At 60.3% G+C, this 14,666-nt stretch carries 15 protein-coding genes; 8 read left to right on the top strand and 7 right to left on the bottom strand.

The window, feature by feature from the left end:
- The first annotated feature begins 22 nt into the window (after positions 1-22).
- Positions 23-487, top strand: a complete 465-nt coding sequence (locus LGH70_RS07815) for a hypothetical protein (RefSeq protein ID WP_226184476.1) — start codon at positions 23-25, stop codon at positions 485-487.
- Positions 488-704: 217 nt separating this feature from the next.
- Positions 705-881, top strand: coding sequence for a hypothetical protein (locus LGH70_RS07820; RefSeq protein WP_226184478.1), 177 nt, complete (start codon positions 705-707; stop codon positions 879-881).
- Between the two features lie 147 nt (positions 882-1,028).
- Here the strand turns inward: LGH70_RS07820 and LGH70_RS07825 are convergent, their stop codons facing one another.
- The 3 genes from LGH70_RS07825 to LGH70_RS07835 all read right to left on the bottom strand — a co-directional run bounded on the left by LGH70_RS07825 (position 1,029) and on the right by LGH70_RS07835 (position 2,721).
- Positions 1,029-1,790, bottom strand: a complete 762-nt coding sequence (locus tag LGH70_RS07825; RefSeq protein ID WP_226184480.1) for an SDR family NAD(P)-dependent oxidoreductase — start codon at positions 1,788-1,790, stop codon at positions 1,029-1,031.
- Between the two features lie 76 nt (positions 1,791-1,866).
- Entirely contained in the window at positions 1,867-2,283 is a 417-nt protein-coding gene (locus tag LGH70_RS07830) for a helix-turn-helix domain-containing protein (protein WP_226184482.1), read from the bottom strand.
- Between the two features lie 12 nt (positions 2,284-2,295).
- Positions 2,296-2,721, bottom strand: coding sequence for a hypothetical protein (locus LGH70_RS07835; protein ID WP_226184484.1), 426 nt, complete (start codon positions 2,719-2,721; stop codon positions 2,296-2,298).
- Between the two features lie 264 nt (positions 2,722-2,985).
- Between LGH70_RS07835 and LGH70_RS07840 the strand changes: the two genes are divergently transcribed.
- Together LGH70_RS07840 and LGH70_RS07845 are read left to right on the top strand one after the other, a co-directional pair.
- Complete coding sequence (locus tag LGH70_RS07840) at positions 2,986-4,050, top strand: N-acetylmuramoyl-L-alanine amidase family protein (RefSeq protein ID WP_431357418.1); 1,065 nt, start codon at positions 2,986-2,988, stop codon at positions 4,048-4,050.
- A gap of 39 nt (positions 4,051-4,089) precedes the next feature.
- Positions 4,090-4,827 carry an ATP-grasp domain-containing protein gene (locus LGH70_RS07845; RefSeq protein WP_226184488.1) on the top strand — a complete coding sequence of 246 codons (738 nt, stop codon included), beginning with the start codon at positions 4,090-4,092 and terminating at the stop codon, positions 4,825-4,827.
- Between the two features lie 45 nt (positions 4,828-4,872).
- On the opposite strand, the gene LGH70_RS07850 is transcribed toward LGH70_RS07845, so the two are convergent.
- Positions 4,873-5,445, bottom strand: a complete 573-nt coding sequence (locus tag LGH70_RS07850) for a hypothetical protein (protein WP_226184489.1) — start codon at positions 5,443-5,445, stop codon at positions 4,873-4,875.
- 137 nt (positions 5,446-5,582) lie between these two features.
- On the opposite strand from LGH70_RS07850, the gene LGH70_RS07855 reads away from it, so the two are divergent.
- The 4 genes from LGH70_RS07855 (at position 5,583) to LGH70_RS07870 (ending at position 10,004) form a co-directional block, all read left to right on the top strand.
- Positions 5,583-6,893, top strand: a complete 1,311-nt coding sequence (locus LGH70_RS07855; protein ID WP_226184490.1) for a cystathionine gamma-synthase family protein — start codon at positions 5,583-5,585, stop codon at positions 6,891-6,893.
- A 76-nt stretch (positions 6,894-6,969) separates the two neighbouring features.
- Complete coding sequence (locus tag LGH70_RS07860) at positions 6,970-7,350, top strand: PH domain-containing protein (RefSeq protein ID WP_226184492.1); 381 nt, start codon at positions 6,970-6,972, stop codon at positions 7,348-7,350.
- 223 nt (positions 7,351-7,573) lie between these two features.
- On the top strand, positions 7,574-8,959 hold the full coding sequence (locus LGH70_RS07865) for an OmpA family protein (protein ID WP_226184499.1): 1,386 nt from the start codon (positions 7,574-7,576) through the stop codon (positions 8,957-8,959).
- A 109-nt stretch (positions 8,960-9,068) separates the two neighbouring features.
- The gene (locus tag LGH70_RS07870; protein WP_226184501.1) at positions 9,069-10,004 is read left to right on the top strand and encodes a DUF3667 domain-containing protein; all 936 of its coding nucleotides are present in this window, start codon (positions 9,069-9,071) and stop codon (positions 10,002-10,004) included.
- 173 nt (positions 10,005-10,177) lie between these two features.
- Here the strand turns inward: LGH70_RS07870 and LGH70_RS07875 are convergent, their stop codons facing one another.
- From LGH70_RS07875 to LGH70_RS07885, 3 genes are all read right to left on the bottom strand, one after another.
- Positions 10,178-11,149: a deoxyhypusine synthase family protein gene (locus LGH70_RS07875; RefSeq protein ID WP_226184508.1), complete on the bottom strand. Its 972-nt coding sequence runs from the start codon at positions 11,147-11,149 to the stop codon at positions 10,178-10,180.
- Between the two features lie 132 nt (positions 11,150-11,281).
- On the bottom strand, positions 11,282-11,818 hold the full coding sequence (gene hslV / locus LGH70_RS07880) for an ATP-dependent protease subunit HslV (RefSeq protein WP_226184510.1): 537 nt from the start codon (positions 11,816-11,818) through the stop codon (positions 11,282-11,284).
- A gap of 133 nt (positions 11,819-11,951) precedes the next feature.
- Positions 11,952-14,516 carry a TonB-dependent receptor gene (locus LGH70_RS07885; protein WP_226184512.1) on the bottom strand — a complete coding sequence of 855 codons (2,565 nt, stop codon included), beginning with the start codon at positions 14,514-14,516 and terminating at the stop codon, positions 11,952-11,954.
- Positions 14,517-14,666 lie beyond the last annotated feature (150 nt).

Genomic DNA, 14,666 nt, shown 5'->3' on the forward strand with positions numbered 1-14,666 from the left:
CCTTCACCCTTTCTTTCTGCTTATGTACAACGCCGTACTCACTCTGCACTCCTGGAGCCGCTGGCTGGTTCTGATTTTTGGCCTGATTGCCATTTTCCGCGCCTTGGGCGGCTGGCAGGGCCGCAAGGCCTACGTAGGGGCCGACAACGGCATGGGCGCCGCTTTTGTGGGCTCCATGCACCTGCAGCTGCTGCTGGGTCTGATTCTGTATTTCGGCCTGAGCCCCTTTGGCCTGAAGGCCTTCGAAACGGCGGGCAGCGCCGTCATGAAAGACCCAATTGGCCGTTTCTGGGGCGTCGAGCACATTGCCACCATGATTCTGGCCGTCATTGCTGCGCAGGTGGGCCGCAGCCTGTCGAAGAAAGCTACCGACCCGGTACTCAAGCACAAGCGCGCCTTCGTGTGGTTCACCATTGCCCTGCTGCTGGTGCTGCTCATGATTCCGTGGGGCATCTGGAACCCGGCCCGCCCCCTGTTCCGCTTCTAGTACAGCGAATTGGCGCAACTAATTTGCTAGTATTTCAACGGCTTCCGAATTTATCCGGGAGCCGTTGACGTTTAACGTCTTGATTGCTAGCTCCGGCGTCTTTTCTGGGAAAGAAGTAGTTCGCCTCAATTCTTCTTGCAATCTTGCGTAGTATAGGTGCTCGTTTTGCACTCTGCCCACTTCTTTATTTTGCCGCTTTTCTTTATCTATTTGTCTTGTGCAAAAACCAGCTTCTAACTCCCGGTTCTCGCGGGATGAGTTTTGCAACTTAATCGACAATCATCTGCAGCAGCTCGAATCGAGCCAGGATGCCACGCGCAAGTATGCCGCCCTGCTGGCTGCCGTACGCAGTAGCTTCGAAGCCTATCAGAAGCAGCGCCTGCGCAAAGCCTGAGTCATCCCCTTGCCCAACACACAGTAGCGGCCAGTCCTATCCAGGGCTGGCCGCTACTTTTTTAATCAGCAGGCAAACAGTATTTCCGAACCGCTAGAGGCGCCGGAGCACAACTGCTACTACTCTATCCAGGTTCGGCGGGGCGGCCTACAGCGAGTAGCCGCCCGAGGCTTCCAGGCGCTGGGCATTCACCCAGCGGGCCGCGTCGGAACACAGAAACGCCACTACCCCGCCAATATCGTCGGGCTCGCCGATGCGGCCCAGGGCCGTACTGGCCGACATGTATTCTTCCAGCTGCGGAAAGGCGGCGCGGGCCGCGGCCGTAAAATCGGTTTTGATGATGCCCGGCGCCACCACGTTGGCCCGAATGCCGCGGCCGCCCAGTTCTTTGGCCATGTACTTGGTCAGGGTTTCGACGGCGCCCTTCATGGCGGCGTAGGCCGCGTAGCCGGGCGTGGTGAAGCGGGCCAGCCCGGTGGAGAAGTTCACGATGCCGCCGCCGTCGGCCAGCAGGGGCAGCAGCTTCTGGGTCAGAAAGTAGACGCCCTTGAAATGCACGTTCAGCAGATTGTCGAAGTCCTCCTCGGTGGTTTCGGCAAAGGGCGAGCGGGCATCAATACCGGCGTTGTTGATCAGAAAATCGAAGGAGGTGCGCTGCCAGTGCTGCTCCAGCTGCTGGGTTACGGCCAGCACAAAGGCCGGAAAGGTGGCCGTCTGGCTGGTATCCAGCGGCAGGGCCACGGCTTTGCGGCCGAGGGCTTCTATCTGCGCTACTGTGTCCTGGGCTTCGGCCTGCTGGCTGCGGTAGGTCAGAATCAGGTCGTGGCCGGCCTGGGCCAGGTGCAGGGCGCTGTTGCGGCCCAGGCCGCGGCTGCCGCCCGTTACGAGGGCTATTTTGGTGGTGCTCATCGTGTTGGTAGTTGTGGTGAACGAACAACACAAAGGTGGGGCTGCGGCCTGGGCTCGGTATGGTGAGAGCTTCAGTTTAAATGGTGACAGTTTCCGATTCGGCCCGCCGCGCCGCCCACACCTGCTCGCGGTAGTGCTTGGGCGTGCTGCCCTCGAAGCGCTTGAAGAACTTGGTGAAGTTCGACGGGTCGTAAGTCAGGCTCCCGGCAATGTCGGCCACTGATCGGGTGGAGTCGCGCAGCAGCAGCCGGGCCAGATCCATGATGCGGGCCTCGAAAAAGTAGCAGGGCGAGTGGCCGGTAGCAAGCTTGATGGTGTTGCTCAGGTGCGTAGGATGAATGCAGAGCTGGGCGGCAAAGTCCCGGATTTCGAGCATTTCGGTAACCCGTCCCGCGGCAATGTCGGCCAGGTGGGCGTCAATCAGGCGCAGGAAGTCGGCCGTTATTTCGTGCTGCCGGGCCAGCAGCTTCTTGGGAATGGGTGTGGTGGGCATAAAGCAGAAAAATTAACCGTCGATGCAAAGCTGACGAGGAGTAACTCCTTGCAGCATGATGGTAAACGTATGATTCTTATCGTGTACCGTTTCAAACGCCAGCTCCCATTCCATGCTCTCCACCTCGGATGTAATGGTAGGAATAGAAATATGGACTGGCCAGAATTCAGCTATAAAATCCCGAATTCCCGCTGGACGCAGCCAGTGCCGGGCTTCGTTCTCAATCAATTGCTGCACGGCTGGCACAAGTTCGGTATAACGGGCCTCGACCTGCTCGTAAAAAGCGTACTGTGCAGCGCCAGGGCCGGGCAGCTCCCCATCTACGGCCAGGTCCAGTAGGTGGCCGGTAGGGCGAAACAGCCGCCTCCCTTCAAAATAGCTGTGCCCTGGTTGTTTGCATTCTACAAACAACAAGCTGCCAAAGAAGTCGTCTTCCACCCAAGTTGGCTTACCAAACAGAAAATTCCAAAGGCCCATTTTGTGTCTATCTGCTTTCGGCCGGCAAGCTACCGGATTGCGGGAATTTGCCCACCGCTGCCCGCCCGCCTATATTATATTCCCTATTCTAAAGATTTAACCCCTCTTTTGCAGTATCGTATGGCAAGAGCCGGCTGCATCCCGTATGCAGGGCTTTTCCCGTATGTTTACCCGCAGCATAAGCGGTGGCCGGCCCTGGCTTACCTACTGCGCTGCCAGTTCCCCGTGCCTTTGCGAATCGCTACCCTTTTTCTGCTGTGCTGCCTGCTCTCCGCGCAGGCCTTTGCCCAAGCTGCCTACCGGCGCGTGAAAGCCCGCAACGGCGACGGGGTCGAAACGTTGCTGCTGCGCCACGGCCTGAGTCCGGGCCGGTACGGGGCCGCCTTCCGGCAGCTCAACAAGAAAAACCTGACCCGCCGCAACGGCCTGATTACCGGCCGCACCTACCTGCTGCCCCGGCCCGTGGCCGCCCGAAAAGCTCCGACCCGCGCCCGTACGGCCCGCACCGCCACCGCGGCCACCGCGGCCCCGGAAGTACTCGGGAAGAACCCTATCAGCAAAGCCGTATTGTTTGGGCCGCGCTACGGGGCGCCGGCCGCCCGCTACGGCACGCTGCGGGGCGCGGTGTACTACCTTTCCTCGGGCCACGGCGGCCCCGACCCAGGCGCCATCGGCAAGTACGGCTCCTTTCAGCTGGCCGAGGATGAGTACGCCTACGACGTGACCGTGCGCCTGGCCCGGGTGCTGCTGGAGCACGGCGCCACCGTGTACGTGATGGTGCAGGACCCCAACGACGGTATCCGCGACGCCAACGTGCTGCCCATGGACTACGACGAGGTGCAGCACCCCAACAAGCGTATTCCGCTGAGCCAGGTGCAGCGCCTGCGCCAGCGTATTGCGGAAGTGAACCGCCTGCACGGCCGCCACAAAGGTGCTTACCAGCGCCTGCTGGCCCTGCACGTAGACAGCCGCAGCGAGGGTCAGAACATCGACGTATTCTTCTACCACCACGCCAACAGCCCCACCGGCGAGCGGCTGGCCCGTAGCATTCACCAGGTGTTCACGACCCGCTACAAGCGCGCTCAGCCCAACCGCCCCTACTCGGGCAACGTGTCGGAGCGCAGCAATCTGTACGAGGTACGCAACAGCCACGCCCCGGCCGTATTCATGGAGCTGGGCAACATCCGCAACCAGAAAGACCAGCGCCGCTTCGTGGTACCCGACAACCGCCAAGCCCTGGCCAACTGGATCTGCGAGGGGCTGATTGCCGACTATAGGAGCAAAAAGTAGGTATAGCCCGCCTTACTCTCATCCTCTACCCCGCTGCTCATGCGCGCTTATATCAATCAGGATGCCGCCGGCGAGTGGGCCAGTACGAATTGCTTTGCCGCCGCCGATGGTTTCCGGCAAATGGGCTGGGAAATCGTGCCCTTTCACCGTTTCCGGGAGCTGCCCAACAAGGAGCCCGAGGATATCGTCGTCAGCCACATCGACCACGTAGAGGGCGCACTCCGGGCCCTGGGCTGCCCCGTGCCGCCCGCCTTGGATTATCCGGCCGAGCTGGCCCCGTTTCTGGGGCGCCGCCTGTGGCAGTCCACCATCAACGAAGTGGCTGCCGACCCTACGCAGTGGCCCGTGTTTGTGAAGCCCCGGCTGGCCCGCAAGAAGTTTACCGGCGTACTCGTGCGCCACTTCCGCGACCTGGCCGGCTGCGGCGACCAGGCTGAAAATACGCCCGTGTGGTGCGCCGAGCCGGTACAGTTCGTGGCCGAGTGGCGCTGCTTCGTGCGCTACGGCGAGGTGTTGGCCGCCCAGCCCTACCGGGGCGACTGGCGTGCCCATTTCGACCCGCGCGTGGTGGAAGCCGCCGTGGCTGCCTTTGCCCCCGCCGCGCCCCGCGCCTACGCTCTGGATATTGGCCTTACTACCGCTGGGGCCACATTGGTTATTGAAATCAATGAGGGCTACTCGGTGGGCAGCTACGGCCTGCCGCCGCTGCGCTACGCTAAGTTTCTGATTGCCCGCTGGGCCGAGCTGACGGGTATTGAGGACGCCTGCAATTTCTAGCGTTGTAGAGGCACTAATACGCTTCCCTACCTTGGGCAGGCCGCTTTAGGGCCAGATGATGTAGCTTCTTACCGGCGAGTTGACGGTACCGGTCCAGGCCTTTGCCTCGGTGGCCTGCTTGCTGCTTTCGATGGAGTAAATTGCCCGCACCCGGCAGCTCACTCCGTGGTCATAACTTTCCTTACTACGCGGTGAATTTTGCCATACGTCACCCTCTTTAGGATCTGTATTGAAGGTTACATTGAAGACGTAGAAGCCGTGGGGCGCAATGGTAACCGTGGAGGGAAAGTTCTTATCCCAGATTAGTTTTGCTCTTACCGACCGTGTTTTCTGGCCATTAGGATATATTATTTCGAATGACAGGGCAGAATGCCCCCACATGTTCCATTCCTCGAACAGATTAACTGGCTGCTCAGAAGTATTGGTGAGCAGGACGTGAAAGCAGCCGGTATGGCTAAAGCTGATAACAGGGCTCACAGAGTAGTTGGTTGAATACGTAGTCGGGATAATTGTGAGCGTGAGGCAGGGCTTGGTCTGGGCAAGCGCCTCGGGGCTACCATCAGCAGCAGGAGTACAAGAAGGAGAGTAAGTTTTTGCATACGGGCCGGCAGAAGTCAAAAAAGCAGGTAGCTACTCCTCTTACACCTGCCAAGGTACGACGCAGTTGATACCACGCGGCAGCTCAGCCGTATCCTACTTCCTCAGAAAAGCTACCTTCGCAAAACCCAATCTTCCCTCCCACCCAACAATTTCCCATGACTAACCCCCATGACCACGCCCACATCGGCGGCCAGCAGCTGCGCCCCGAAAGTCTGATGATGAGCTACGGCTACACGCCCGCCTGGAGCGAGGGCGCCATCAAGCCGCCAATTTTCCAGACCTCCACTTTCGTGTTTAAGAACGCCGAGGAAGGCAAGGCTTTCTTCGAGCTGGCCTACGGTTTGCGCCAGGCCAATCCCGACGAGGAAATGGGCCTGATTTACTCCCGCCTCAACAATCCCAGCCTCGAAATCCTGGAGCATCGCCTCACCCTCTGGGATGGAGCCGAAGAAGCTGCCTCCTTCGCCTCCGGCATGGCCGCCATCAGCACCACCCTGCTGGCCCTGCTGCAGCCCGGCGACGTGGTGCTGCACTCCGAGCCCGTGTACGGTGGCTCCGACTTCTTCCTCAAGAACGTGCTGCGCAAGTTCGGCATCGAGGCCCAGGGCTTTCTGCCCACCGCCACGCCCGAGCAGCTCGAAGCCCAGGCCGCGGCCATTGCCCCCGGCCGCCTGGCCATGATTTTCGTAGAAACGCCCGCCAACCCCACCAACCACCTCGTAGACCTGGAAGCCTGCGCCGCCCTGGCCCGCCAGTACGGCTCGGCCGACAAGCCCGTGCGCCTCGTGGTCGACAATACCTTCCTGGGCCCCGTATTTCAGCACCCCCTGAAGCACGGCGCCGACGTGGTGCTGTACTCGGCCACTAAGTTTCTGGGCGGCCACTCCGATTTGATTGCCGGCGCGGCCCTGGCCAGCAAGCCGCTGATGAAGGAAATTAAGGCCATGCGTACCTTCATGGGCACCATGTGCGACCCAAATACCGGCTGGATGCTGATGCGCAGCCTCGAAACCCTGAAGCTGCGCATGGAGCGCGCCGCCACCTCGGCTCAGGTCATTGCCGACTGGCTACGGCAGCATCCGCTGGTGGCCCGCACCTACTACCTCACTCACCTGGAGCACTGCCCCGTGCAGCAGGATATCTATCAGCGCCATTGCCTCTCGCCGGGCTCCATGATTTCGTTTGATATAAAAGGTGGTGAGGCCGAAGCATTCCGCTTCCTCAATGCCCTGAAGCTCATCAAGCTGGCCGTGAGTCTGGGCGGCACCGAAAGCCTGGCCGAGCACCCGGCCACCATGACTCACTCCGACATCACGCCCGCCGACCAGCTCGAAATGGGCATTACGTCGCAGATGATTCGCCTCAGCATCGGGGTGGAAGACCCGCAGGATCTGATGCTGGACCTGAGCCAGGCGTTTGAGGCCGTGGGCATGCCCAAAGAAGTGCGCGTGGCGGAGCTGGCGTAGTTGAGGGAGCTCGGTGTAGGTATGCCGGATATCTTCTAGTATACTTAAGCACACTTAACCTTCTTCATTACGTTATATGGGCTTTTTTTCCGCATTGGTGGGCAACGCTGGTGTTGCTCAGGCTTCTGAGTTAAATACCGAGTACGGCATTCTTCTGGCAGATGGCGAGGCCATCGAAATAGGCTTCAAACTCGTCCGGGACGTATTCATTTTCACCAACAAGCGCCTTATTCTGGTTGACAAGCAAGGGCTGACCGGTAAGAAGATAGACTACCTGTCCATTGCCTATAAAAGCATTTCGCGCTTCGGGATTGAAACTGCTGGTCATCTGGATTTGGACGCGGAGCTGAAGATCTGGGTATCCGGGGAGGTGCAGCCCAGCGTGATGCGCAAATTCAACAAGCAGGTCAACATCTATGATTTGCAGAAAGTGCTGGCTCAACACGTTCTGGGCTAGAGCTTAGCGCTTGTCCGCACCATACCAAAAAGCCCGCCGCTGAGTTCAGCGGCGGGCTTTTTGGTGACTACCCCAGCCCCATTGCCCGCAAGCAGCAGCAGGCCCGCATACCGTGTAAAGGCCAATTAGCAGCTATTAATATACAAACATTCATATACTATATACCTCGACAGGATTCCTGCGTATGTGGCTCTATCCCTTAACCCTTTCATGCCCAAACCCTATGAGCCAGAACATCTTAGAGCTTGCCCAGAACTATTTTGGTGGCGACACGGTACGCCAGACCAGCACCGCGCTGGGCGAGAATGAAAGCAGCATCGGTACTGCCCTGCGTAGCATTGTACCGCTGGTTTTGGGTGGGCTCTTTGCCCGTTCCCAGCAGCCCGGCGGCTCATCCGAGTTATTCGGCATGGCCAACCAGGCGCATAGCAGCGGTATTCTGGGCAACCTGAGCAGCCTGCTGGGGGGTATGAACGTGAATAACTCGGCTCCTGCTGCCGATGGCGGCCTGCTGAATAAAGGCGCCGAACTGCTGCGCTCCGTGTTCGGAACGCACTATACCTCGGCCGTGGAAGGCATCAGCCAGCAGGCGGGGGTGCGTACCTCCACTACCAGCAGCCTGATGAATATGGCCGTGCCGGTCGTGCTGGGCCTGCTGGGCAAGCACTCGGCCGACAACAACCTCGATGCCAACGGCTTCGGCAGCTACCTCAACTCGCAGCGCGGCAACATCACGGGCGCGCTGGGCAGCCTGCCGGGTGGTCTGGGCACTATTCTTTCCGGTTTGGGCCTGGGCGCGGCGGCCTCGGGCCTGGGCAATGCGGCCAGCGCCACGGCCAACACCCTGGGCAATACGGTGTCAGCGGCGGCCGGCCGCACCGCCGACGCGGCCCGCTCCACCGTGCGCGAGGTAGAGCCCGTGGCTTCTTCGCCCAGCCGCTGGCCCTGGCTGCTGCTCCTGCTGGCGGCCCTAGCGGCGCTGTTCTTCTTTATGCGGGGCTGCAACGACGAACCGGACCCCGCGGCAACGACCACCGAAACCACCCCAACTGACACGACCATGACGGCCGCGGCTCCGGCCGCCGCCACCGCCGTGGCGGGCCGCTACGACGAGGCCACCGGCAATTATATCTACGACACCGGGGCCAACACCACCGTAACGCTGCCCGACGGCACCGCCCTGAACGTGGGCAGCAACTCGTTTGAGGCACGCCTGTTCAACTTCCTCAACGACCCGGGCCAGACCGTGAGCGACGACAAAACCCAGGGCTGGATGAGCCTCGACCGGGTGTACTTCAACACCGCCAAATCGACGCTGACAGCCGAGTCGCAGGCGCAGCTGAAAAACCTGGCGGCTATTCTGAAAGCCTTCCCCAACGCGGCCGTGAAACTGGGCGGCTACACCGATAACCAGGGCAAAGCCGATATGAACCTGCTGCTCAGCGCCGACCGCGCCAACATGGCCCGCAAAGCCGTGGTAGACAGCGGCATCGACGCGGGCCGCGTGACGGCCGAGGGCTACGGCCAGGAGCACCCCATTGCTGCGAACGACACGCCCGAGGGCCGGGCCCAGAACCGCCGCGTGGATGTGCGCGTGACGAAGAAGTAAGCCCGCTTTTACCGCCTGAAAGCCTGCCGCTGAAATCCAGCGGCAGGCTTTTTTGCTTGCTATTTTTGGAATAAGTGGCTTTCTTTCAAAAATATCTGCTTCTATCTATATGGACACCACTTCTGCTTCCACCTTTGCTATCGACCTTGGCCTGGCCCAACCCGAGCACAATGCAGGAGCGGCCCACGGCCCCAAGCATGGCCCCTCCACCTGCCTGAACTGCGGCACGCCGGTGCCCGAGCGGTTCTGCGGGCACTGCGGGCAGGACGCCCACCACACCCACCGTCTCAATCTGGCCCATATGCTGCACGAGATTCCGCATAGCATCTGGCACGTAGACAAGGGCATTCAGTACTCGCTCTGGAACGTTCTCACTCGCCCCGGCCCTACCATCCGGAGCTACCTGGCCGGGCAGCGCAAGTACCACTTCCCGCCCCTGTCCTTGCTGCTGATCGTGACCGGTACCTTCGCCTTTATTTCCGCCGTGCTGCACATCGACATGGTGCCGCCCCGCGACCCGGCCATGCCCGAGGCCGCGTGGCAGGCGCAAAAGGAGATAACCAGCTTTATGGCCAAGTACATGAGCTGGGTCTATGTGGCGCTGGTGCCCGTAATAGCTGCCTTTGCCCGCCTATTTCTGCGCCGAGGCGGCTACAACTACGCCGAGTGCCTGGTGATAGCGGCTTTCATCACGGCAGCCTGCAATTTTCTGACGCTACTCGCTCTGCCCGTAATGTATTTTTTCTCCGGCACCCCCCAAATTCAACAAGCGAGTTTCGCCGTGTCGGTCGTCAGCCTGGGCTTTGCTACCTGGGCCTACAGCACCATGCTGGCCCATACCGGCCTGAGCCTGGCGGGTCGGCTGCTGCGAGGTTTTTTCCCCTTCGTGTTGGGTATTATAGTGCCTTCCATGCTGGTCGGCTTTATGGGGGTGGCGCTCAATTGGGATAACTTCAAAAAGAGCGTACAGGAACAGCAGCGGCTTCAGCAACAGCAGGCCCAGTCGATGCCCGCGCCGGTGCGCCCGGCAGGGCCCGCGCACTAAAGTCTTCCCTGCGAATCAACTACAAAAAAAGCCCGCCGCTGAACGTCAGCGGCGGGCTTTTTCTATTATTCAGTGGCAGACTAGTAGCGCGAACTGTGTAGTTCGCGTGCCAGAACGACCTAGCGACGCGGGCCACGCGAACTACACAGTTCGCGCTACTACGCAACGGGCAATTACTGGCCCAGCACCATAGCAAACACCAGCGGGGCGACGATGGTAGCGTCCGACTCGATGATGTACTTGGGCGTGTCTTGGCCCAGCTTGCCCCAGGTGATTTTCTCGTTGGGCACGGCGCCGGAGTACGAGCCATACGAGGTGGTCGAGTCCGAAATCTGGCAGAAGTAGCCCCACAGCGGCACGCTGGTGCGGCCCAAATCCTGGTGCAGCATGGGTACCACGCAGATGGGGAAGTCGCCGGCAATGCCGCCGCCAATCTGGAAGAAGCCTACTTTGCTTTCCTCGGTAGCCTGCTCGGTGTACCAGCCAGCCAGGTAAATCATGTACTCGATGCCGGTGCGCACGGTGTGGACATTCTTGATGTCGCCGCTGATAACGTGGCCGGCGAAGATGTTACCCAGCGTGCTGTCTTCCCAACCGGGGCAGATGATGGGCAAGTTTTTCTCGGCGGCGGCCAGCATCCAGCTGTCCTTGGGGTCGATCTGGTAGTACTGCTCCAGCTCACCCGACTTGAGGATCTGGTAGAAGAACTCGTGAGGAAAGTACCGCTCCCCAGCTTTGTCGGCCTGCTCCCAGAACTTCAGTACCGAGTGCTCGAGGCGGCGCATGGCTTCCTCTTCGGGAATGCAGGTGTCGGTTACGCGGTTCATGTGACGCTCGAGCAGAGCCTGCTCGTCGGCGGCCGTCAGGTCGCGGTAGTTGGGCACCCGCTCGTAGAAGTCGTGGGCGACCAGGTTGAAGATATCCTCTTCCAGGTTGGCACCGGTGCAGCTGATGATTTGCACCTTGTCCTGGCGGATCAGTTCGGCCAGCTGGATGCCCATTTCGGCGGTGCTCATGGCGCCAGCCAGGGTAATCATCATCTTGCCACCATCGGCCAGGTGCTTGTTGTAGCCTTCGGCGGCATCAATCAGGGCAGCGGCGTTGAAGTGGCGGTAGTGGTGCTTGAGGAAGTTCGTTACGTTCATCGAATCGGGGGTTCTGTATGTGGGTATGCGGTGTACAATCAAATGGCAACCGGGAATCGTTCAATACGAAGCTCGTATATCGAAGATTCTGAACAGCGCACAATTGCGGCTGGGTTGCTTGCAAAAACAGCCTTACGAGGGCTGCTCAATCATCAGGTTGTGGTTGGTGTAGATGCAGATGTCGGCGGCAATGTGCAGGGCCTCTTCCACCATCTGCCGGGCCGTGAGGTGGGGCGCGTGCTTCTTCAGGGCCAGAGCGGCGGCCTGGGCGTACATGGCCCCCGAGCCGATGGCGGCCACGTCGGAATCGGGCTCCAGCACGTCGCCGGTGCCGGCAATGACGAGCAGCTCGTCCTTGTCGGCTACTACCATCATGGCTTCGAGCTTGCGCAGGTACTGGTCTTTGCGCCATTCCTTGGCCAGCTCGATGGCGGCCCGGCGCAGCTGCCCGCCGTAGCCGTTGAGCTTTTCCTCAAACTTGTCGAGCAGCATAAAGGCATCGGCCGTGGAGCCGGCAAAGCCCGTCACGACTTTGCCATCCTGCAGCTTACGGACCTTGCGCACGTTGCTTTTGGCTACGTGCTTATCCATGGTGGCCTGGCCGTCGGCGCCGAGGGCAATTTCGCCGTTGTGGCGCACGCCGAGCACGGTAGTGGAACGGATTCTCATGTATTCGTTGATTGCAGATTGTTGATTGTTGATTGTTGCGGGGGTAAGGCCATAAACAAGGCAGCTGGCTGTCAGTTCGACCCGAACCGACAGCCAGCTGCCAACAATCAGCCTTCAACAATCAACAAGTGACTTAGAAACGGGCCTGCAATTTAGCAAAGTAAAACCGACCGTTGGCCCCCATCTGTACCGGGTCCCAGGCGCCGCCGGTTTCCGTCAGCTGCGGGTTGAACATGGTTGGGTACACATTGCCCAGGTTGGAGCTGCCCACGGAGAGCTGCAAATGGTTGGTCAGCGCGTAGCTGAGCGTCAGGTCGGTGGTGATGCGCGCTTCGTAGTTCATCGGTGCCCCGTCCCAATCGATGAGCTGCACCTTATCGAAGCGCACGAAGCGCAGCAGCGCCCCGAAGCGGCCCACGGTGTAGTCGAAGGTCAGGTTGACTTTGGACTGGGGGGCCGACGCCTTCACGAAGGCCTGTTCGCGCTTGCCAAAAAACTCTTCTTCCCGCCCGGCCAGCCGGCCGGAAGTCCGCACCCGGTCAATTTTCAGGTTGTTGACGTTGGCCGCCAGCGTGGAGTTGAGCCGGCTTTTGCCCAGACCCAGGCTGTGGCTCAGCACCACGTCCAGGCCCAGGGAGCGGGTGTCGGCGGCGTTGGCAAAAAACTGAGCCTGCCCGACCCGCAACGCCACCAAATCGGGGCCAATGACGGGGTCATCATCCGCAAACTGGCTGGTGAGCACCACCCGGTCTTTCACCTTGATGTAGTAGCCATCCAGGGTAACGCTGAATCCCGAGCCCAGGCGGCTGGTCAGGCCCACGTTGGCACTAACGGACCGTTCCTGCTTGAGGCTAGGGATGCCCAGCTTTTGCGTCACGGCGCTGTTGTTACGAGCCAGCAGCACCTCCACCGGCTCGCCCTGAATGAAGTTGGTGAAAGTGGAGTTAAAGTTGATTTGAGCCAGCGATGGTGCCCGGAAGCCGGTGCTGAACGTACCGCGCAGGGTCACAAACTCGTTCAGGTTGTAGCGGGTCGCCAGCTTGTAGTTCAGGGTGCTGCCAAAGTCGCTGTAGCGCTCGAAGCGCAAAGCCGCCGCCACCAGCCACTGCTGCGACACGCTCAGTTCGGCATCAGCATAAGCCCCGAAATTGTCGCGCTCGGCCTCGATGGCGTCGCCGGGCTGGAAACCTGGAAAGCCCTGCGAGCCGCCGGTTACCTCCACATCGGGGTCGGTATTATAGTTGAAGTAAGAGGCTTTTTCGCCGGCAAACAGCCGGTACCACTCCCGCCGCCCCTCCACGCCGAAGGCCAGGTTCAGCCCCGACAGTACGGTGGTGTAGTTGCGCGTGGCACTCAGGCCAATGACATTTTGCTGCAACTGGAAGCCACCGGCATCAAACGAGGTGGGCGAACTGGCGCCCAGGGAGGCATTCAGGCTGTTGCGCACCCCGTACTCGAAGCGGTTGGAGCCGAAGTTATTGCTCAGATCAAAGTCCCAGCCGCCTGCTTTGGCCTGCACGCCCACCACGGCCGAGCCGTCGTCGATGTCGCTGGTGATGATGGGGTCGAAGCCGTTGGGGTAAATAGCCGGCACGTTGCGGTCATCATCGGCGAAGCGCGTCCAGGCGTAGGCGTCGCCCTTGCGCTTGTTGTAGCCGCCAAACACGTACACCAGCGCGTTGTCGCTGAGCGGAAACTTGGAGTTCAGGTACACCGAGGCATTGTTCACCTGGGGGTCGCCGTACTCGCGGCGGGCCAGCCCGTCGGAGGCCGGCACATTGGCCCGCTGGGTATGCTCGCGCTGGTTGTAGTCCAGGGTTACGTTCACAAAGCCACCTTTTGTGCCCACCCCAATGCCGTAATTGATGTTGGCATTGAGGTTTTCGCCGTCGTACTTCTTATCGTCGTTCCGGTAGCTGGCTTCGTAGGCCCCGTAGTTGATGCTGGTCGTTATTTCTTCCTCCTGCGAGCTTTTCAGCACGATGTTAATCACGCCGGCAATGGCATCGGAGCCGTACTGGGCCGCGGCCCCGTCGCGCAGAATCTCAATGCGGGCAATGGAGGCGGCCGGAATGACGTTCAGATCGGTGCCGGTGTTGCCACGGCCGCGCGAGCCGAACAGGTTTACCAGCGCCGACTGGTGCTGGCGCTTGCCGTTCACGAGCACCAGCGTCTGGTCGGGCCCCAGGCCGCGCAGGGTGGCGGGGTCCACGTGGTCGGCCCCGTCGGAACCGGTCTGGCGGTTGGAGTTGAAGGAGGGTGCCACAAACTGCAGCAGCTGGTTCACGTCGAGCTGCCCGGTTTTGGTGGTCACTTCCCGCAGGTCAATAATATCCACCGGCGAGGGCGAATCGGTGACAGAGCGGTTCTGGCTGCGCGAGCCCACCACCTGCACCGTCCCCAGGCTGGTAGTAGCTTCGGCCAGACTCACGCTGATTTCACCGCCTTCGGCCGTCACTTCCTGCGCAGCAAAGCCGATGGAGGTTACCACCAAACGCGGGCTGCTGGTGCGCGACGAAAGCGTAAAGCGGCCCGCGTTGTCGGTAGCGGTACCGTTGTTGGTGCCTTTTTCCACCACGGTGGCTCCTATTACGGGCCGGCCGGCGGCGTCCACTACGCGCCCACTGAGCGTCTGACTCTGGCCCCAGGCCGTGGCACTGACCAGGCACAGGGCGACAACTGCTATATTTTTCCGCATACTCCAATTGGGTTAGTGAATATCCGGGCAGCCATAAGCTCTCGACTGCCCTTATCGGCAAGTATAGAGGTTTTACAATGAAACAGGGCCATTCATAAAAAAACCAGCCGTTGCGGGCTGGTTTTTTTATTCTTCTCAACAAACAGTGTT

Source organism: Hymenobacter nitidus (genome assembly GCF_020447315.1).
GTDB classification, from domain to species: domain Bacteria; phylum Bacteroidota; class Bacteroidia; order Cytophagales; family Hymenobacteraceae; genus Hymenobacter; species Hymenobacter nitidus.